General features: G+C 70.0%; 15 protein-coding genes. 9 read left to right on the top strand and 6 right to left on the bottom strand.

From position 1 onward, the window contains the following. Positions 1-171: 171 nt before the first annotated feature. Positions 172-2,163 (top strand): RICIN domain-containing protein, encoded by a 1,992-nt coding sequence (locus ACIOEW_RS30780; protein ID WP_401967691.1) that lies wholly within the window; start codon positions 172-174, stop codon positions 2,161-2,163. A 75-nt stretch (positions 2,164-2,238) separates the two neighbouring features. On the opposite strand, the gene ACIOEW_RS30775 is transcribed toward ACIOEW_RS30780, so the two are convergent. After that, a complete protein-coding gene (locus ACIOEW_RS30775) occupies positions 2,239-2,685 on the bottom strand; it encodes a MarR family transcriptional regulator (protein ID WP_362548251.1) in 447 nt (148 codons plus the stop codon). Positions 2,686-2,861: 176 nt separating this feature from the next. Here ACIOEW_RS30775 and ACIOEW_RS30770 point away from each other — a divergent pair, with 176 nt between their 5' ends. Together ACIOEW_RS30770 and ACIOEW_RS30765 are read left to right on the top strand one after the other, a co-directional pair. After that, a complete protein-coding gene (locus ACIOEW_RS30770) occupies positions 2,862-3,299 on the top strand; it encodes a hypothetical protein (RefSeq protein ID WP_401967689.1) in 438 nt (145 codons plus the stop codon). 120 nt (positions 3,300-3,419) lie between these two features. After that, positions 3,420-4,040, top strand: a complete 621-nt coding sequence (locus ACIOEW_RS30765; protein WP_362548248.1) for an L-threonylcarbamoyladenylate synthase — start codon at positions 3,420-3,422, stop codon at positions 4,038-4,040. Between the two features lie 155 nt (positions 4,041-4,195). Here ACIOEW_RS30765 and ACIOEW_RS30760 read toward each other — a convergent pair whose 3' ends face one another. Further along, positions 4,196-5,128, bottom strand: coding sequence for a DUF4344 domain-containing metallopeptidase (locus tag ACIOEW_RS30760; RefSeq protein ID WP_362548245.1), 933 nt, complete (start codon positions 5,126-5,128; stop codon positions 4,196-4,198). 385 nt (positions 5,129-5,513) lie between these two features. Between ACIOEW_RS30760 and ACIOEW_RS30755 the strand changes: the two genes are divergently transcribed. Continuing rightward, the gene (locus tag ACIOEW_RS30755; RefSeq protein ID WP_401967685.1) at positions 5,514-6,284 is read left to right on the top strand and encodes an SDR family oxidoreductase; all 771 of its coding nucleotides are present in this window, start codon (positions 5,514-5,516) and stop codon (positions 6,282-6,284) included. Positions 6,285-6,377: 93 nt separating this feature from the next. On the opposite strand, the gene ACIOEW_RS30750 is transcribed toward ACIOEW_RS30755, so the two are convergent. Continuing rightward, positions 6,378-9,389 (bottom strand): S8 family serine peptidase, encoded by a 3,012-nt coding sequence (locus tag ACIOEW_RS30750; RefSeq protein WP_401967683.1) that lies wholly within the window; start codon positions 9,387-9,389, stop codon positions 6,378-6,380. Positions 9,390-9,685: 296 nt separating this feature from the next. Between ACIOEW_RS30750 and ACIOEW_RS30745 the strand changes: the two genes are divergently transcribed. Further along, positions 9,686-10,666 carry a transcriptional regulator gene (locus ACIOEW_RS30745; protein ID WP_362548236.1) on the top strand — a complete coding sequence of 327 codons (981 nt, stop codon included), beginning with the start codon at positions 9,686-9,688 and terminating at the stop codon, positions 10,664-10,666. Between the two features lie 58 nt (positions 10,667-10,724). Here ACIOEW_RS30745 and ACIOEW_RS30740 read toward each other — a convergent pair whose 3' ends face one another. Beyond that, positions 10,725-11,624, bottom strand: coding sequence for a LysR family transcriptional regulator (locus ACIOEW_RS30740; protein ID WP_401967680.1), 900 nt, complete (start codon positions 11,622-11,624; stop codon positions 10,725-10,727). A gap of 234 nt (positions 11,625-11,858) precedes the next feature. On the opposite strand from ACIOEW_RS30740, the gene ACIOEW_RS30735 reads away from it, so the two are divergent. Further along, the gene (locus ACIOEW_RS30735) at positions 11,859-12,362 is read left to right on the top strand and encodes a YfbM family protein (protein WP_401967678.1); all 504 of its coding nucleotides are present in this window, start codon (positions 11,859-11,861) and stop codon (positions 12,360-12,362) included. 213 nt (positions 12,363-12,575) lie between these two features. Here the strand turns inward: ACIOEW_RS30735 and ACIOEW_RS30730 are convergent, their stop codons facing one another. Both ACIOEW_RS30730 and ACIOEW_RS30725 read right to left on the bottom strand, forming a co-directional pair. Further along, on the bottom strand, positions 12,576-13,751 hold the full coding sequence (locus ACIOEW_RS30730) for an RCC1 domain-containing protein (RefSeq protein ID WP_401967677.1): 1,176 nt from the start codon (positions 13,749-13,751) through the stop codon (positions 12,576-12,578). A 26-nt stretch (positions 13,752-13,777) separates the two neighbouring features. Beyond that, complete coding sequence (locus tag ACIOEW_RS30725) at positions 13,778-14,992, bottom strand: RCC1-like domain-containing protein (RefSeq protein ID WP_401967675.1); 1,215 nt, start codon at positions 14,990-14,992, stop codon at positions 13,778-13,780. A 474-nt stretch (positions 14,993-15,466) separates the two neighbouring features. Between ACIOEW_RS30725 and ACIOEW_RS30720 the strand changes: the two genes are divergently transcribed. From ACIOEW_RS30720 to ACIOEW_RS30710, 3 genes are all read left to right on the top strand, one after another. Beyond that, positions 15,467-16,009 (top strand): hypothetical protein, encoded by a 543-nt coding sequence (locus ACIOEW_RS30720; protein WP_362548221.1) that lies wholly within the window; start codon positions 15,467-15,469, stop codon positions 16,007-16,009. A gap of 42 nt (positions 16,010-16,051) precedes the next feature. Next, a complete protein-coding gene (locus tag ACIOEW_RS30715; protein WP_362548218.1) occupies positions 16,052-16,993 on the top strand; it encodes a hypothetical protein in 942 nt (313 codons plus the stop codon). Between the two features lie 70 nt (positions 16,994-17,063). Then, a complete protein-coding gene (locus tag ACIOEW_RS30710) occupies positions 17,064-18,434 on the top strand; it encodes a hypothetical protein (RefSeq protein ID WP_401967673.1) in 1,371 nt (456 codons plus the stop codon). Positions 18,435-18,466: the final 32 nt, after the last annotated feature.

The following is an 18,466-nucleotide window of genomic DNA, read 5'->3' as shown; positions in this document are numbered from 1 at the left end:
GGCTGCCCGGGGGCGGGGGACGCCAAAACTGTTGCGCCATCCGGACGTTGAGCGAACGGCCACCCATCCCGCCGATTGACATGAACAGGTCTTGACCACCGAAGTCGCGGCTCCCTAATGTGATCAGGCATCAGACGTCTGCTGTCCGTTTTCAGAATATGGAGTTGTTCCATGCCCGGAAGACGAACCCTTCTCCTCTCCGCCCTGTCGCTACCGCTGGCATCGCTTCTGGCCACGGCCCCCACCTCAGCAGCACAGGCCGAGGCACCGGCCGCCTCACAGTCCTTCTACGTCGACTGCGGCGCCACCGCCGCCGGCGACGGGACCCAGGCCACGCCCTGGAACTCGCTGACACCGGTGAACGCCCACACGTTCCAGCCGGGTGACTCGATCCTCCTCAAGCGCGGCTCGACCTGCACCGGCCGGACACTCTTCCCCAAGGGCTCGGGCGTGGCCGGAGCTCCGATCGTGGTCGACGCGTACGGCACGGGCGCCAAGCCCGCACTGGCCGGTGCCGGGCAGGTCACCGATGTCGTACAGCTCGCGGACCAGCAGTACTGGGAGGTCCGCAACCTGGACATCTCCAACAAGGGCGCGGCCGCGGCGACCCGACGCGGCGTCCACATCACCAGGACCGACTCGGGCACCGGAACCTACTACCGGCTCACGGGTCTCGACGTCCATGACGTCAACGGGAACCAGACCAGGAAGGACGACGACGCCAGCGCCGGAATCTTCTTCGAGGTCCTGGGGAACACGACGCCCACGAAGTTCGACGACGTCGCCCTCACGGGCAACACGGTGCGGGCCGTGGACCGTTACGGGATCCACTTCTGGACCCGATGGATGCAGCGCCCCGAGCTGAACAACGCCAACTGCGGTACGACCTGCGGGGCGTGGACACCGCAGACGCGCGTCGTCATCCGCGGGAACACCGTCAGCGACATCGGCGGCGACGCGATCGTCCCCCACCACACCGAGGGCGCGCTCGTCGAGTACAACAAGGTCGACGGCTTCCGTGAGCGCGAGCCCGCGCACTGCGCGGCAGGCATCTGGGCGTGGAACACCCAGGACGCGCTGTACCAGTTCAACGAGGTGAGCGGCGGCAAGAGCACCTGCGACGGGCAGGGACTCGACCTCGACGAGGCCAATATCCGCACCATTTACCAGTACAACTACAGCCACGACAACGAGGGTGGCTTCATCCTCCTGTGCAACGGCTCCGGGTCGACCACCGCCGACAACATCGTCCGGTACAACATCAGCCAGAACGACGGCGGCCAGCTCTTCGACATGGTCTGCGCCAGGACGACCAACACGCAGATCTACAACAACACCTTCTACCTCGCCGAGCCGGTCGAGATCATCAGCAACTCGAACGGCTCGGCTGCGGCGAACGCCACGTTCACCAACAACATCTTCCACGTGGCGACGGACGGGGCGAGCTACGTCAACGCCGCCGGCCTCGGGTACGACTCGAACGTCTTCTCCGGCACCCACCCGGCCGGTGAGCCGGCCGACGCCCACAAGGTGACGACCGACCCGAAGCTGACGGCCCCCGGCACGGCCACCTCGCGTACGGACGCCGACGGCTACCGCCTCCAGGCGGGTTCCTCCGCCCTCGCCAACGGCGCGGTCGTGGCGAATGCGGGCACGCGTGACTACTTCGGCAGCACCGTCACCGCCGGCTGCGTACCCGACCGCGGCGCGCACCAGTCGTCCACGGCCTGCATCCGGCCGACGGGACCGGAGGCCGGCATCAACCGGATCTCCGCCGGCACCCAGGCGATCGACGTACCGGCGCACTCCACGGTCCAGGGGACCCAGCTGGTCGGCTGGCTCTGGAACGGCGGCACCAACCAGCAGTGGAACGTCACGGCCAACACCGACGGCACGTACACCCTGAAGAACGTGCAGAACGGCCTGTGCGCCGAGGTCTACAAGAACTCCAGGGCGGCGGGGGCCGCCATCGACCAGTGGGCGTGCAGCGGCGACGCGAACCAGCGCTGGACCGCCACTCCCGCGACCGGGGGCTACAAGCTGACGAGCAAGTCCAGCGGGCTGCTGCTCACCGCCTCCACCACCACGAACGGGGCGCTGCTCACCCAGCAGGCGGCCTCCACCACCGCGGTCCAGACCTGGGCCTTCACCAAGCTGTCCTGACCGGACCGCGGCAGACCGGGCGGGGCCGGGTACCTGAATGGGTGCCCGGCCCCGTTCCCGTGGCCGGCACCACGCTCAGTCCCGCGGCCAGGGCCGCCCGTCGAGGCGCTCGATGTCGCGGTTGAGACGGGCGAGGCTGTCCGCGAGCTGAGCGGCCTCCTCCGGGGTCCAGTCGGCCAGCACGCGCTGCAGGCCGTCCCGGTTCTCGGCCCGGTCCTTGTCCAGCCGGTGCTCACCCTCGGCCGTGATGGCGAACTTCCGGGCGATCCCGCCGTCCGGGTCGGCGATACGCTCGACGACACCGACACGGAGCATCGCAGCGGTCTGCCGGTTCAGCGTGGAGGTGTCGAGGCCGAAGGCCTCGTGCAGCTGACCGATGGACATCGGGCCCTGGGCCCGGATGCGGCTGAGGAGGATGTAGGCGCTCCGGTCGAGCCGCCCGCCGCCCCGCGAGGTCAGCAGGCTCATATGCCTGCCGAGCAGCATCGTCTCGAATTCGATCCGGTCCACAGGCATGTCCACGCAAGGCTTCCTTCGACTGCCGGGCTCGCCTCCCCTCGGGGCGGGCGACCTCTTTTGTACATATATACCACAGATATGCATCGTGCACGTGATGTGCATGATGCACTTGCCGTGTGTCGTGCATAGCGACTGCGTGGTGCGATCCGCCATGGCCCGGCAGAGCTACAGGAGTACCCGTGAAAACAATCCGGCCCACAGCCCGCTCCGGCGGCGTTGTCTGCATCCTCGCCTTCGCGGGCATCGTGGCCGCGATCACGCAGACCCTGGTGGTGCCGCTGATCGCGGAACTCCCCGAACTGCTCGGCACCTCCACGTCGAACGCGTCCTGGGTCATCACCGCGACCCTGCTCGCCTCCCTGGTCCCGCTGCGCTCGATCGGCAGCTCGCTGTCCGCCGCCGTCATCGGTGTCGTGATGGCCCAGATGACCACCGACTTCGGCGGCCACGCCCTGACGTCGGCGGGCGGCTTCCGCGCCGCCATGCTGATCGGCTGCGGCGTCGCCCTCGCCGCCGCGGTCCTCGCCGTCCTCATCCCCGTACGGGCATCGGCGAACAACAAAGGGCCCCTCGAAACGGTGCCGGCGCCGCCCGAGGTCACCGCTGCCAAGGCCTGACTTGGCCGAAAAGGTTTGAGCGGAGCCTCACCACCCGAAAAGGTTGTCCTGTCCCTCCCGGGGGCAGGACAACCCGCTTTCCCCTCGAACCACTCGCCGCCCCGGCCGTAGACTCGCCGGATGGCGAAGTATTTCGACGTACATCCCGAAAATCCCCAGCGGCGCACCATCACCGGTGTGGCCGAAAGCATCCGCTCCGGGTCACTCGTCGCGTATCCGACGGACTCCTGCTACGCACTCGGGTGTCAGCTCGGCAGCCGTGACGGCATCTCCCGCATCCGCACGATCCGTAACCTCGACGACCGTCATCACTTCACGCTCATGTGCCAGAACTTCGCCCAGCTCGGGCAGTTCGTGCAGATCGACAACGACGTGTTCCGCGCCATCAAGGCAGCGACCCCCGGCCAGTACACGTTCATCCTTCCGGCGACGAAGGAGGTGCCGCGTCAGCTGCTGCACCCGAAGAAGAAGACCGTCGGCGTCCGCATCCCCGACCACGCCGTCGTCCAGGCCCTGTTGGAGGAACTCGGCGAGCCGCTGCTCTCCAGCACCCTGCTCCTGCCCGACGAGGAGGAGCCGATGACCCAGGGCTGGGAGATCAAGGAACGCCTCGACCACGAGGTGGACGTCGTCGTCGACTCAGGCGACTGCGGCACGGAGCCGACCACCGTCATCGACTTCTCCAGCGGCGAGCTGGAGATCGTACGACGCGGAGCCGGCGACCCCTCCCGCTTCGAGTAATTCGAGTAACCGGACGCGAGGCCGGGCCGAAAGGCCCGGCCGGGTCGGGTCGGGTCGGGTCGGAACAGCGGGTCCAGCTCCGCGCGAACCGTCTTCCCCGGCCTCCTCGGTGGTACGCGCTCCTGACACGGCGACGGACGGCAGCTCGGAGGTCCTCAGCTCTTGAGGTACGACTGAAGCAGAGTGCTCCACGCGTTGTTCATCTGCTCGAACTCCGCGGGGCACCTGGCCGCCCGGGCCTCGGGCAGCACGCCGTCCGGGTTCTCCGCGGTTTGCACAACGCCCTGGAAGGAGCTGGGGTCGGAGCCGTACAGCCAGCAGATCTCGTTGTAGAAGCGCTGGGCACTCAGCGAGTGCTCGTCGGAGAACTTTCCGGTGATGTCCCCCTGTTCGTCCGCCGCGGCGAGCGCGCCCCACGCGTCGATGGCGCTCACCGCGTACTCGCGGTGCAGGGAGTCACCCACGAGCAGCAGGGTGGCGAGCTGGTCGGCCGCGTCCTCCTCCTTGCCGGTGATGGCCAGGCCGTAGACGTCGATCAGTCCGTGGCCAAGTTCGTGGAGGACGGAACTGTTGGTGAAGCCGATGAGGTCGTCCTCGGTGGCCCGCGTCTGCTGGGCCTCGGTGCCCGTGGTGTTCTGCGCACTGAAGACGGGGGCGAACTGGGAGATGAGTTCGTAGCAGAGAGTGATGCTCTGCGTCTCGGGGTCCCAGAAGGCGTTGACCTCACCGCAGCTGCGCCCCGTCAGGGGCACGTCCTGGGGCAGGGCGATCCGGGAATTGGCGTGCGCCGCGACACCTTCCAGGACTTCGTTCGCCTGGAGGAACTGCTGGGCCTGCTGGTCCTCCCGGGTCGCGCCGGCCTCATAGGTGACAACGAGTTCGCCGGTGCCCTGAGGAGCAGGAGTGGTCTTCCGCGGCAGCGCGGCGTCTCCGACCGGGCTCCCTGTCGGTGGCGCGGTCGGCGCGGCCTGGACCGTGCGCCCGTGCGCGGCGCTCTCGGTGCCGGATGTACAGCCCGTGACGGATGCGATCGCGAGGGAGGCGGCGAGCAGGACCATCGCCCGTGTTCGTGTGCTGGTGCCTTCCACCTGATCCACCTTTCTGACCCGATGTGGGTCCGGCGTGGGAGCCGGTGGCATGTGGAACCCGCGTTTCCGGCCGGTGGACCGACCCGCGTACCCAAACAACCAGCCTGACACCAGGAGGGCAGGGGAGCTCGCGGCAATCCGCCATTCGGGTGGCGGGCCGGATCGACCGGAACCGCGATTCAGGGCTGAGCGCGCACCCCGCGTACGCGGACCCCAGGGTCCCGGGAACGCAGCCCGGGATGCCATAGGAATCCCCTATGGCACCTGCTGATATTTCGTCTTTGCCTCTCGTTCTCTTCCGAACGTACCGTCAGAACAGCTCGACGACGCAGAATTCCACTTCCGTCGAGCGGACGCATACGAATTTCCTGAGAGGACCAGCGGCATGACCACGACGGAGAATGGACCGAGGACGCAGGAACTCGCCGGAAAGCGGGCCCTGGTCACAGGCGGCTCTCGCGGAATCGGAGCGGCTGTCGTGCGCCAACTCCGCGACGCGGGCGCCGAGGTGCTCACGACCGCCCGGTCGGCGATGAGCACGGTTCCGGAGGGTGTCACCTTCATTGAGGCCGACGTGCGGACACGGGCCGGCGCGGAGACGCTCGCAGCAGCCGCGCAGGAGGTGCTCGGCGGGGTGGACATCCTGGTCAACAACGCGGGTGGGGCGGGACCGTTCCGGCAGACCGCGGACATCCCCGACGAGGAGTGGCAGGACCAACTGGACCTGAACTACCTCGCGTCGGTGCGGCTGGACGCACTGCTGGCGCCGGGGATGCGGGAGCGGGGTTCGGGGGCGATCGTGCACGTGTCGTCGGCCGCGACCCCGTTCGCTCCCCCGCCGTTCCTCCACTACACGGCAGCGAAGGCCGCGTTGGAGAACTACAGCCGGGGGCTGGCCCTGGAGCTGGCACCGTTCGGCATCCGGGTCAACACCGTCAGCCCCGGAAGGACCGAGACCCCAGGCGGCGAAGCGACGCGGGAGGAGTGGGCGCGCATGGTCCCGGGGTCGGGCGCGGACAACAGCGGCGTGCCGCTGGGGCGTGTGGGCCGGCCCGATGACATCGCCGACGCGGTGCTGTTCCTCGTTTCCGACCGGGCGAGCTGGGTGACCGGGAACATTCTCACCGTGGACGGCGGAGAATTCCCCAGAAGCTGATCCCTCCGCAATCCGTTACGCAGAAAGAAGCGCAGGAAGAAGAATGGTGGCGGCGCCGAGGAAGGCGCCGCCACCGTTTCCGCACAGCTGTTATCAGTTGAGCGTCAGGAAGGTTCCCGCGCCGTTCGGGTATTCGATCCAGACGGTGGACCGGGCTGCCGCCGGAACGCCGGACCAGGCGGCGGTCAGGTCGATCGGGGTGCCGGGGGTGACACGGCCGTGGTCGGGCGTGACGGTGACCTTGCCGGTGACCGGGCTGTCGTCGGTGATGTGGTTCACCTGGAAGGTGTACGGGGTGACGCTTTCGCCGTTGCCGGTGTAGTCGAGGGCGACCACGGCCACGAAGATCGTGTCGGCCTTCGTCTGCGGCACGTTGATGGTGACGGTGCCGTTGCTGTCAGGGTCGCCGAACGCGCCTCCCTGCAGGACGCCGCCGACCATGGGCCCCCAGACGACGCCGCCGACGTTGCCTTCGGCCACGTCGAAGTGGACCGTGATCTGAGTTGCCTTGGCGCCGACCGGGATGGCGGCCTCGTGGTAGATCTCGGCCGTTCCGGTCAGGGAGCCCTTGGTGAGGGGCGAGGAGACCGGGCCGCGGGCGGTGGCCTGGAGGGTGCTGGTCGCCGGGGTGACGGAGTAGGTGGCCTCGCCGCTGGTGCCGGTGCCCTTGATCTCGGCGGGGGCGTGGATGACCTGCGGGGTGACGACGATCGGGCTGCGGACGGTGGTCCGGCCGGAGGTCCAGGTGAGCGAGCCGGTGTCGATGGCTCCCGCCGGCGCGGTGGTCACGTCGAGCTTGACCGTGAAGGTGCGCTTCTGCCCGGGGTGGCTGAAGCGCAGGACGGACGGGGACACGGTGGCCTTGATGCCGGGGAGGTCGACCTTGGCTCGGTAGGTGCCGGCCGAGGTGGCGGTGACGGTGCGGGTGACCGTCTGGGTACCGAAGAGTTCGCCGATCGCGATGGAGGGGTAGTTGAGATCGCTGGGGTCGATGGCCTTGGTGCCGGTCCCGGTGTCGACACCGACACCTTCGAGGTAGGCCAGCCAGTCCTGCTCGTTGGAGTCGTAGACGAGCCCCGGCTTGAGCATCGCCCGGGCCTCGACCTCGCCGGCGCCCTGGGCGAAGGCGTCGTCGCTCTTCTTGCCGTCAGCCGTCTTGGTGGGAGAAGCGGTGGTCATCATGGCCGACTTGATGCTCATCGGGGACCATGTGGGGTGCTCGGAGAGGTAGAGAGCGGCGAGGCCGGCGATGTGCGGCGTGGCCATGGAGGTGCCGGAGTAGAAGTCGAAGTCACGGCCCTGGTTACCGGGCGGGGCGACGGCGGCGAGGATGGTGGCGCCAGGCGCGGTGATGTCGGGCTTGAGGAGATCGCCGTTGCTCGCGGAGGACGGACCGCGGGAGGAGAAGCCGGCGACCTGTGGGTACGTGTCACCCTTACCGCCGCTGGTGAGGGTGGCGGCGGCGTTGTCCGTGGCCGCGTAGTCGCGTACGGCCGTGGCGTCGGGGCCGCCCAGGTGGACGGTCGGTATGGAGTGCAGGTCGCCGTCGGTGCTTTCGTTGCCGATGTTGACGAGGATCATGCCGATGCCGCCGGCCCTCTTGACCTCGGCTGATTTATCGATACGGGCGACGGTGCCTCGGTCGCAGACCACGGTCTTTCCGGTGGTGAGCGCGGGGTCGAGGGTGCCCGCCATGCAGAGGTCGGCGTCGGCGGTTTCGGCGTCGGCGGTCTTGACGGCGGCGGCGCGGACGAGGGGTGCGGAGCCGACGGTGCCGTGCACGCTGGTGCTGATTCCGGTGTAGCTCTTGCCGTTGCCGAGGGTGACGGTTCCGGTGTAGGGGGCGACGGTTCCGGCGGCGACGGTGGTCGTCCAGGGAGCCGTGTTGTCGAGGCTGGAGGCCTCGGGGCCGGCGTTGCCCCCGGCGGTGGCGACGAAGACGCCGGCGGCTGCGGCGTTACGGAGCGCGGTCTGCGACGGGTCGTCGTAGTCGCTCTCGAACATGGCGCCGAGGGAGTAGTTGATGACGTCCACACCGTCGGCGACTGCCTGGTCGATGGCCGCGACGAGGTCGCTGGTCAGACCGCCGTCCTGCTTGCCGTCCTTGCTCTGCCAGAGGGCTTTGTAGACGGAGATGGTGGCGGCGGGGGCGACGCCGGAGATGGTGCCGAGGTCGTTGCCGTCAGCGGTGGCGTGGACCCCGGCGTTGCCGGCCGCGGTCGATGCGGTGTGGGTGCCGTGACCTTCGCTGTCCCGGGGGGAGATGTAGCCGCCCCGGTTGGATTCGGGGACGTAGCGGAGCCAGCCCTCGCCGAAGTAGCGCGCGCTGATGATCTTCTGGTTGCAGTCGGCGGCGGTGAAGCTGTCGCCGGTCTGGCAGGTGCCGGTGAAGGTGGTGCCGTCGGCCTTGTGCATGACGGTGGTGGTGCCGTCGAGGTAGGGCCGGTAGAGGTCGTTCTTGTCGGGCTTCTTGCCGTGGTTGCCGGTGGGCTTCCTGGTCGTGAGCGCGGGGGCCTTGAACGAGGCGCTCTCGGGCCAGATGCCGGTGTCGATGTCGCCGATGACGATGCCCTTGCCGGCCTTGGCCGTGCCGCCGAGCGCGGCCCACAGTCCCTTGCGGCCGGAGAGACCCAGGAAGTCGGTGGAGTTCTTTTCGTCGGTGGCGTGGTGGAGCCGGTCGGGGGCGATGTTGGTGACGCCCTTGGTGCGGGCCAGCTGGACGAGCTGGACGGCGTTGAGCTGGGCGCTGAAGGTGTTGGTGGTGACGGCGTAGTGCTGGCGGACCGTGGCGCCGACCTTCTTGGCCACGTGGTTCTGCTCGTCCGTCAGATGGGAGCGGTAGCGCTTGGCATCGGCGCTGGTGACGTCGAGCTTCTCGCCCTCGGTGGGCTTGGTGGCGGGGAGGTCGCCAACACTGCCGTCGTAGGTGACGAGGGGCTGGTCGGCGAGGGTGATCAGGTAGGTTCCGGCGGCGAGGGGCTTTGCGGGACCGGTGGCCGCCGCAGGGGTGGCGAGGGGCAGGCTGACGGCGGCGAGGGTGGTGGTGAGCAGGGCGCCGATGGTGCCGCGGCGGATGCGGGACGCTCTTCGTGGCTGAGGTGTCACGGATTTCCTCACAGGTGTTCGGGCATGCCGGAGAGACGAGCGGGGGTACTCGCCCGGGGTGTGAGTCGGCGACTTGGTGACGACGAACCGCCGTCGATGCGGGGTGATCGATGCGGGGTGATCGATAGGCGATTCGAGAGAAGTGAACGCTGTGCGATCACTTGGTGTCCAGATAATCTGATGGCGTGTTTGGCGCGGTGACCAAACGCGCCACCTGCGAGGGGACCATCGGCCGGTTCGCTGCCTGCCCGTGCCTGTCCGGGGCGAGCCGACGCATGTGATAGGAGAGGCTGGTTGTGCTGGAAGCAGTGGGGGTGAGCGCGTTCGACGAGGGTGTGTACCGGGCGGTACTGACGGGACCACAGGGCGCGGTGCGCGATCTCGCGGAGAATGTGGGGGCCGGATCGGCGCGCACAGGACAGGCGTTGAAGCGCCTCGCCGCTCTGGGCCTGGTGCGGCGGGTGGGACGGGGCCGGTGGGAGGCGGTGAGTCCGCGCTCGGCCCTGTCGGCGCTGCTGCATCGGCGCCGGTCGGAGACGGAGACGGTGTTCGCGGGCGTGGAGACGGAGTTCGCCGACCTGCACCGACTGCACCGGGCCGGACAGCTGCGGTCGGATCCGGGCGCCCTGGTTGAGGTGCTGACGGGTCAGGAGGTGATGGCCCGAAAGGTCGAGGAACTGAGCCGGTCCGTCACGACGCATCTGTGGACGCTGGACAAGCCGCCGTATCTGGAGCCGGTGGGCGAGCCGCACCACAACGAGCAGGAGACGGCCACGACTCGGGAGTGGCTGGAGCGCGGCGTCGACATCCGGGGCGTGTACTGCCTGGAATCGATCGAGCCGCCCGGGCGGCTGGAGTCCATCCTGAACCTGGCGGCGCTCGGGGAGCAGTCGCGCCTGTTGCCGCACCTGCCGTTCAAGGCGCGGATCGTGGACCGGCAGGTCGCGGTGGTGCCGTTGACCGGGGGCAGCAAGGACTCGATCGTGGTGGTGCATCCGTCGGGGCTGCTGGACGGGTTGATGGAGCTGTTCGAGGCGTACTGGGAGCGGGCCGAGCCGTTGCTCTCCGACAGGCTGGGTGTGGTGGAGGGACCCAGCGAGGAGGAGCTGATGCTCGTGCGGTTACTGCACGCCGGGTACAAGGACCAGGCGATCGCACGGCAGTTGGGGGTCAGCGTGCGCACGGCGACGCGCCGGGTCGCGGCGTTGATGCGCAGGCTGGATGCGGGGACGCGGTTTCAGGCCGGGGTGAAGGCGCGGGAGCGGGGCTGGGTGTGACAGGGCTCGGCCCCGTCACGCCAGGAGCTCACCGGCAGTCCGCTCCCCTCCTCGCCCGTCAGGACACCGGCGCGAAGGAAGCGGACTCGGTCCAGGTCTCCCGGCGCAGCAGGTCGAGCAGAGCCGTCTCCCCCGGACCCGCACCCTGCCGGAGCACGGCGATGACGGGCTGGGACACGGCCGGGAACACCGGGCGGGCGAGGTGCTCGTAACCGTAGGGCACCGCGGAGGCCGGGACGAGCGTCACCCCCAGCCCCTGGGCGGCCCAGCGCACGGCCGTCGCGGTCTGGGACACACGGGCGGCCGTCGCCGGGGTCAGGTCGTTGTCCCGCAGCACGCTCAGCAGGACGCCGTCGAGCGCGCTGTCGCGGTCGAACCGCACCCACGACTCCCCCGCCAGCTCACGCAGGTCGACCCGGTCGTCCGCGGCGAGCTGCGGGTGCCCTTCACCGAGCACCACGACGAAATCCTCCTCGCCGAGGCGGTGGGCGTCGGCGGGGCTCCGCTCGCACGCCGCCATCAGCGCGAGGTCCAGCACGCCCCGGCGGCACAGCCGCTCCAGCTCCGCGGAGCTGGGCTCCTCGAAGACGGTCACCTCCAGCCGCGGGAAGCGGCGGCGCAGCGCGTCCAGAGCGCCCGGCCACTGCCGCGTACCGAAACCCATCTGCGCCGCGACCACCAGCTCCCCCACCAGCTCATCGGCACCGGCCCGCGCGGTCGCCCTCGCCTTCCGGGCCGCGCTCACCGCGACCTCCGCCTCGCGCAGGAACGCGCGGCCGACCGCGGTGGCCACGAGTCCGGTCGGCGTGCGGTCGAACAGTTCCACGCCGAGCTCCCGCTCCAGACCACGGATCTGCTGGGACACCGACGGCTGGGCAACGTGCAGCCGCTCCGCCGCCGCCGTCACCGAGCCCTCCTCGGCAACGGCCAGGGCGTACTCGAACTGACGAAGGCTCATCGGCTCCGTCGCCTCCCTGCGGTAATCGGTGCACTGACTGTCGATACATCGCAGGAGGTGCCTCGTATATTCCGTTACGCGACGCCAAGGGCCGAAGAGGGCCCTCGGCTCGGATTCCCTGCTTCCTGATCCAGTCCTCGCACTGCGCGGCCCCCGCCGTCGTGACATCGAGGTCGAGCCGACCGCCCCTGCACGGGGACGGCCTTGTCGGGGACAGCCCTTTAGTATCCGCCCATGAGCATGAACGGCAGATACGCCCGTCTCACGCCCGCCGAAGTCGAGCGCACGCTCCGCGAACCGGGCTGGGGCGAGGAGTTCGTCAACGAGCTGGCGGTTGCGGACTGGGACGAGCAACGAGAGGCGTCCGCGGCACGATGCCACGGCACGGAGAAGGCGTGGCACGCTCTCGACTTCCTGCTCGGCCGGATCGGGTTCCCCGTCGACATCGTCCATGGCGAAGAGGACATCCCCGGGGCTGAGGACTGGGGACACAGCCCTCCTTGCATGCTCTCCCCGAAGGCGGTCCGCGTTGCAGCCGAGGCTCTCGCGGCCCTCTCTGTCGACGCATTGGTCCGGGATGTCACCCCGGCGGATCTTGCCCTGGCCGGCATCTACCCCGTCGAGATGTGGGAGCGCGGTGAATCGCTGGAGTACGTGACCAGTCGGTACCAGGCACTGGTGCCCTTCTTCCAGGCCGCAGACCGCGCGGGGGACACCGTCGTCGTCTGGCTCCAATGACTGACCGTTTCCCTGCGCATGGGCGGCCGGCGCGGGGCGGGTCGGCCGTGCCGACTGCCGGACGGCTCGGTCGGCGCCCGTGGGGCGATCGCCCCACGGCGGCCGGGCCGCGTCCTCCCGTCCGCCCGGCGCCGGAGACAACCGGCACCGGGCGGACGGGAACCGAGCGGACGAGGATCGAGCGGACGGGAACTTAGCGGACGGGGATCGGGCTCAGTACGCGAAGCTGGACCGGCCTGCTTTCGCGGTCGCGACATGGGCGATGCCGCTGCCGGCCGGGAGCACCGTCACGGGTGCGGCCGCCGAGGTGAACGTGCCGTCACCCAGCTGTCCGGTGGCGTTGTTGCCCCAGCTGACGACCGAGCCGTCATCCAGGGCCGCCACCGTGTAGTCCTGGCCGCCCACGATGTCCGTGACGCCCCGCAACACGTCCACGGGGACCGGCGTGGTGCGGTTGGTCTTCGTGTTGTCGCCGAGCTGGCCGTACCCGTTCCAGCCCCACGCGCTCACGCTTCCGTCGTCCAGGACGGCGAAGTTGCTGTACTGGTCGGCGGAGATCTGGGCCACGCCTTCGAGGTGGGCGACGTCGACCGCGACATTGCTGTCCGCGACGGAGTCGTTGCCGAGTTCGCCCTCCGTGTTCTTGCCCCAGGACTTGACCGTGCCGTCCGCGGTGAGGGCGAGAACATGGGCGCAGCCGACGGAGATGGCGACGATGTCGGCGACGTCCTTGACCTTCTGGGGCGTGTTGCGGACGGTGTTGTCGCCGGTGCCGAGGCGGCCGTTGGCGCCCTCGCCCCAGGACCAGACGGTGCCGTCCTGGCGCAGGGCGACGCTGAAGTCGCAGCCGGCGCCGACGTCCTTGACCTTGTTGAGGGACTGCACCTCGACGGGGGTCTTCTGAACCCCGCCCGGGTCGGCCGCGGTCAGGCCGTTGCCGAGCTGGCCCTTGGCGTTGCTGCCCCAGGCGAGGACGCGGCCGGAGCGCACGGCGAGGGCGTGGTTGGCGCCCGCGGAGACCTCGCTGACTCCGGAGAGGCCGGCGACCGTCGCGGGAAAGGCCTGGCCGGTGAGGGTGCCGTTGCCGAGCTGGCCGGTGAGGTTGGCGCCCCAGGACCTGACCGTGCCGTCCTTGAGGAGCGCGACGGCGAAGGTGTTCTTGTCGATGTCGCCGCCGCCGGACAGCTCCTTCACGTCTTCGCGGGCGAGGCCCTGGACGTCGGCCGGGGTGGGCTGGAGGACGAGGCTGCCGTTGCCGAGCTGGCCGAGGTTGTTGTTGCCCCAGCCGCGGACCCAGGGGTCGCTGGGGGCGGCGTGCGCGGGGAGGCACGGGGCGGTGAGGGCGGCGAGGGTGAACGCCGCGGTGAGGGTGGTGCGCAGGGTGGGCATGAGGTCTCCTTGGAAAGGGGTACGGGTCAGTACGCGTACGTCGTGTTGCCGCCCAGGGAGGCGGCGACGTCCTTGATCGCGGAGCCCTCGTCGAGGATCTTCACGGACTCGTAGCGGGCGACCGTGGTGCCGTTGCCGAGCTGGCCCTCGCCGTTGTGGCCCCAGGTGAAGACGTCGTCGGCGGTGACGGCGACGCCGTGGCGCGAACCGGCGGCGATGTGCTGGACGCCCTCCAGCCGTGGGATCTCGACGGGCGCGGTGCGGTTGGTGCGCGAGACGTTGTAGTCGTACGCCTCGTCGGACTCCAGCAGCTGGCCGTACTGGTTGTTGCCCCAGCCCCAGACGTGGCTGTCACTGGTGATCACGTAGTTGTGGTTGGCGCCCGCGTCGATCTCGGAGACGTCCTCCAGCCAGTCCACGTCGACCGGCGTGACGGCGGACTTGGTGGAGGAGTTGCCCAGCTGGCCGTAGAGGTTGTAGCCCCAGGACTTGACGGTGCTGTCGGCGGTCAGCGCGAGCGCGTGGTGGCAGCCCGCGTCGACCTCCGTGATGTTCTCCAGGCCGGTGACCTGCCGGGGTACGGAGGAGACGGCACGGCTGCCGTTGCCGAGCTGGCCGTAGACGCCGCGGCCCCAGGCGTACACCTTGCCGTTCTCCAGCAGGGCGAGGCTGAAGTCGCAGCCGGCCGAGATCTGCTTGACCTTGGGCATGCCCTGGACCCGGTCGGGGACCGTGCGGTAGTCGCCCGTGCGGTTGTTGCCGAGCTGGCCGTAGGAGTTGTCGCCCCAGGAGTAGACCTGGCCGCTGGTGTCGAGAGCCAGGGCGTGACCGCCGCCCGCCGCGATGTCCTTGATGTTCGTCAGCCGGGGGACGGTGGTGGGCACCGGCTGGTTGGTGGAGCCGCCGTTGCCGAGCTGGCCCATGGAGTTGTTGCCCCAGGACTTGACGGTCTTGGCCGTGCGGGCGAGGACGAACGAGTCGGACGAGGAGGTGCCGCCCGCCGAGATCTGGTCGACGTCGCCGCGGAAGAGGCTGGTGACGGAGGCCGGGCTGAGGCTGTCGGTGGCGGTGCCGTTGCCGAGCTGACCGGTGCGGCCGGCGCCCCAGGCGAGCACCGTCGGATTGCCCTCGTCCGCGTGGGCGGCGGGAGCGAGGGCCGGTGCGGCGGCCAGGGCGGCGGCCGTCGCCGCGGCGGCGGCCAGGGTGCGCAGGCGTGCGGCACTGCGGGATGTACGGGACATCGGCGTCCTTAGACGTGGGGGAAGGGGACTGGGCGCGGGGGCGGGTCCGGGGCATGACGGGCCGACAAGCGTGGGTGCCCGCGGCACTGCCCGGCGGACCGGGTCACGGCCGCCGCGCTCTCCTGAAGGCTTCCCTTCCAAGATCGTTAACGCGACCCGGGGACGCGGAATCCACCCGCCCGACCCGCCGCCGTCCGGGGTACGCGGCGGTGCGGACGGCCACTGCCGGCCCCGCGCGGAACCGGTACGGGCACCGGTTGTCGCCACTCTGGAGGCTTGCCTTCCGGGCGAGTTGGGAGCCGCTACGCCGATGCGGTGAGCTTGCCCTCCGCCCCGCCGCACCCGTGTGTCCCGAGCTGCCGTGAGCCCGGCTTATGTACGTTCTCCCTGCGCTTGATGATCTTGGTGGCGGCCCCCGGTCCGCCGCGTCCCGTGCGCCTCCCCCTCCCCTGCCCCCAGCTGTCTGGAGTCCCCGTGCGCCCCCTGCCGACCGCCCACCGCGCCCTGCGCGCCGCCACCGTCCTGTCCGCCTTCGCCATCGCCGCCGCCCTGCCGGTGACCGGCTCCCTGTCCGCCGCGTACGCGCAGTCCCCCGCCGCACACTCCGCGGGCGCCCACCTGCGGCCCGGTGCCGAATGCGAGCCGGAGGACCAGGCCTGCAAGGACCGCGAGGCCAATGACAAGGAGGCTGCGGAGATCGAGAAGGAGCAGCAGAAGACCCAGGAGGCGGCCGGTCAGGCCGACAAGGACATCAAGGCGGAGGGCGAGAAGCTGAAGGAATGCCCGCCCGGCTCGGCGTCCTGCATGGAGAAGCTCACCGGCAAGGGTGAGCGCGAGGAGGGCGGCATCTCGGACATGACCGGGACCATCGACTCCTTCCAGCCGGACCCCGCGGACAACGCCGCAGCGGCCGTCGATTCCACCTGCACCGGCTTCCCCGCCTCCCTGCCGGGCGGAAGCGACGACAGCCAGTCGGCCTTCCCGGTCTCGCAGCTGTGCTCGCTGCTGGGTTCCTGAGCCGCACCCCCGCCCCCCTCCGTACACCTGAAGGGACTCACGATGTCCACGCGTACCCTCCGCCGCAGTTCACTGCTCCTCCCGCTCCTCGCCCTCGGCCTGGCCGCGCCGCTCGCCCCCGCGCTCGCCGACTCCGGCGAAGCCCCCCGGGACGTCCCCGTCGCCCGCGCGTTCACCGCGGACAGCCGTGCCGCGAAGGTCGGGGAGGTCCTGAAGTACTGCGACACCAAGCGGTCCGCCTGCCGGTTCGCGATCGACCCGAGCAAGAGCCGCGAGTACGCGACGGCCGTCAAGTCGCTCGGCAACGCGGTCGTCAACTGCACCGTGGACCCGATGTCGGTGGACCGTACGGTGACGCTGCGCACCAGCAGCACCGACAACATCGGCGGTGAGATCTCCGGCAAGGTCACCGCAGAGGGCACCGTCTCCGCCAGCGGCGAGGTCACCACCAACCTCAGCAACGAGACGAGCAGCAACAACAAGACGCCGAACCTGAAGGACGGCCCGACCTCGGAGAACGGCAACAAGACCAATGTCTCCGGCGGGGCGAAGGCCTCCGGCTCGATGAGCGCCAAGCTGGCGTTCGAGGCCGCCTTCAAGGCGACGTACTCCAAGTCCTGGACCGTCGACAACACCGAGACGACCACGTACAAGACCGTCGTGAAGCCCTACGACATGCTGGTGTTCGGGGCGAGTTCGGCGATGCGCAGGGTGGTCGGCACGCTCACCACCGACCAGGGCGGCAAGGTCACCGGGATCGCGGTCGACAGCCCGTCCATGGTCAACAGCAGCACCTTCGTGGCACAGACCTACGCCGTTCCGGACAACCTCTGCGGCCGTACGCGGCCCGCCCCGAACACGACGGGCGACGACGACAACAAGCCGGCGTCGGCCGGGCGGCTGCAGGAGGTCCCGTCCCAGGGCCTCGTACCGGCCGGCGAACTGCCCAAGCGCGAGGAAGCACTTCTGCCCGCCCAGGGCTGACCGCTTCCCCCCTCACAAGTCTGCTGTCCCCTGCCCGGTCCCTCCCGTATCCCGCCCTGGAGCCCGCCCCATGCACCTCCCCGTCCGACTCCGCACCCTGGCCGCGCTCGGCGTCGCCGGGCTCGCGCTGCCCGCCGCGCTGGGCGCCGCCCCCGCCGGTGCGGCCGCCCCCGCGCAGACCGTTCCGGTTCTCAACGGCGACTTCGCCGATCCCGCCATGAAGGGCGACGGCCCCACGACCGTCAACCTCGACTTCTGGACCGGCGCCAACCAGCGCTATTCGCCGTCCGCCGCCGGCCGCACGGACACGTCCCACGCCGTCGCGCTCCAGAAGGACGGCAACACCCTCCAGCAGCGGCTGCGCGGGGTCCGCACCGGCGCGAAGGTGACGGTCAGTTACGAGGACAGCCCCGCGGTCTCCAAGGAGTGCACCCCGGAGCAGGTGGCGGGCGGCCAGCCCTACACCGTGGAGGGTTCGGGCGGCGCGGTCCGCGACGTCACCACGGCCGGTGATCCGGACCGCGTCAAGGGGAAGGCGGGGACGGGCCGTTGGACCGGGCGGAGCTACGAGTTCACCGCATCCGAGAACGAGCCGCTGCTCACCTTCACCTCCAAGGTCACCGACTCCCGTACCCACGTGACCTGTTCACCGATGGTCGCGAGGGTCCGGGCGGTGGAGGTGCCGCCGGCGCTGGACAAGACGGTCGACAAGTCCGCCCTGGGGCGCTCGGAGGCGTACAAGGGCAACGAGCGGGAGAAGACGCTGCACAACGCGGCCGCCGCGTGCAACGGCGAGAACGCCTGCACCTTCCGGCCCGACACCCGGATGTCCTTCCGCTACTACGACCGGGCGCGGGTCGTCGGCGAGGCGTTCATCAACTGCACCCGCAACCCGCTGGAGCACACCCGGGTGCTCGACTACGCCGAGCGCAGCCACGACAGCATCGCGCAGACCTACGCCGATGCCGGGCTCGCCCTCACCGAGGTCGCACGGCTGCCCACCACCGGGGACCGCGACGAGGACAGGAAGCGGATCAAGGAGCGTCCGATGGCGGCCCAGTTCGCCCTCGCCTACGAGAAGGGCTGGCAGCGGCCCTGGCAGTGGTTCAGCAGCGACCGGCGGGAGGTCGTGGAGCGGATCCAGCCCGGCGAGGTGAGCTGGGTGGAGATCCAGCCGAGCCGTGAGCGGGTCGAGGGCTGGTTCCTCAGCAACAAGGACGACTACCGGCTCCACGCGGTGATCGACGGGCCGTCACGCGCCGTACCCGACCGCATTCTTCAGCGCACGGGGCCCATGTCCGAGTCGGAGAAGCAGCGTTGTGCCGCGGCGCGGCCGATGACCACCACACCGGTCGGCTCCGACGCCCCTGCGGGCTCGGCCGACAAGGGGATGGACGACATCCCGGTGCCGACCGCTCCGGGCGTGCGCACGCTGGACTGATGCCGGGCGCACCGTCGAGGGGCCGGGGCACA

This window comes from Streptomyces sp. NPDC087901 (assembly GCF_044742205.1).
Classification (GTDB): domain Bacteria; phylum Actinomycetota; class Actinomycetes; order Streptomycetales; family Streptomycetaceae; genus Streptomyces.
This window is presented reverse-complemented; position numbering and strand designations above follow the sequence as displayed.

Coding starts and splice junctions, on each gene's coding strand:
- ACIOEW_RS30780 (WP_401967691.1), top strand. CDS start 172: ATGCCCGGAAGACGAACCCTTCTCCTCTCCGCCCTGTCGCTACCGCTG.
- ACIOEW_RS30765 (WP_362548248.1), top strand. CDS start 3,420: ATGGCGAAGTATTTCGACGTACATCCCGAAAATCCCCAGCGGCGCACC.
- ACIOEW_RS30755 (WP_401967685.1), top strand. CDS start 5,514: ATGACCACGACGGAGAATGGACCGAGGACGCAGGAACTCGCCGGAAAG.
- ACIOEW_RS30740 (WP_401967680.1), bottom strand. CDS start 11,624: ATGAGCCTTCGTCAGTTCGAGTACGCCCTGGCCGTTGCCGAGGAGGGC.
- ACIOEW_RS30735 (WP_401967678.1), top strand. CDS start 11,859: ATGAGCATGAACGGCAGATACGCCCGTCTCACGCCCGCCGAAGTCGAG.
- ACIOEW_RS30730 (WP_401967677.1), bottom strand. CDS start 13,751: ATGCCCACCCTGCGCACCACCCTCACCGCGGCGTTCACCCTCGCCGCC.
- ACIOEW_RS30725 (WP_401967675.1), bottom strand. CDS start 14,992: ATGTCCCGTACATCCCGCAGTGCCGCACGCCTGCGCACCCTGGCCGCC.
- ACIOEW_RS30715 (WP_362548218.1), top strand. CDS start 16,052: ATGTCCACGCGTACCCTCCGCCGCAGTTCACTGCTCCTCCCGCTCCTC.
- ACIOEW_RS30710 (WP_401967673.1), top strand. CDS start 17,064: ATGCACCTCCCCGTCCGACTCCGCACCCTGGCCGCGCTCGGCGTCGCC.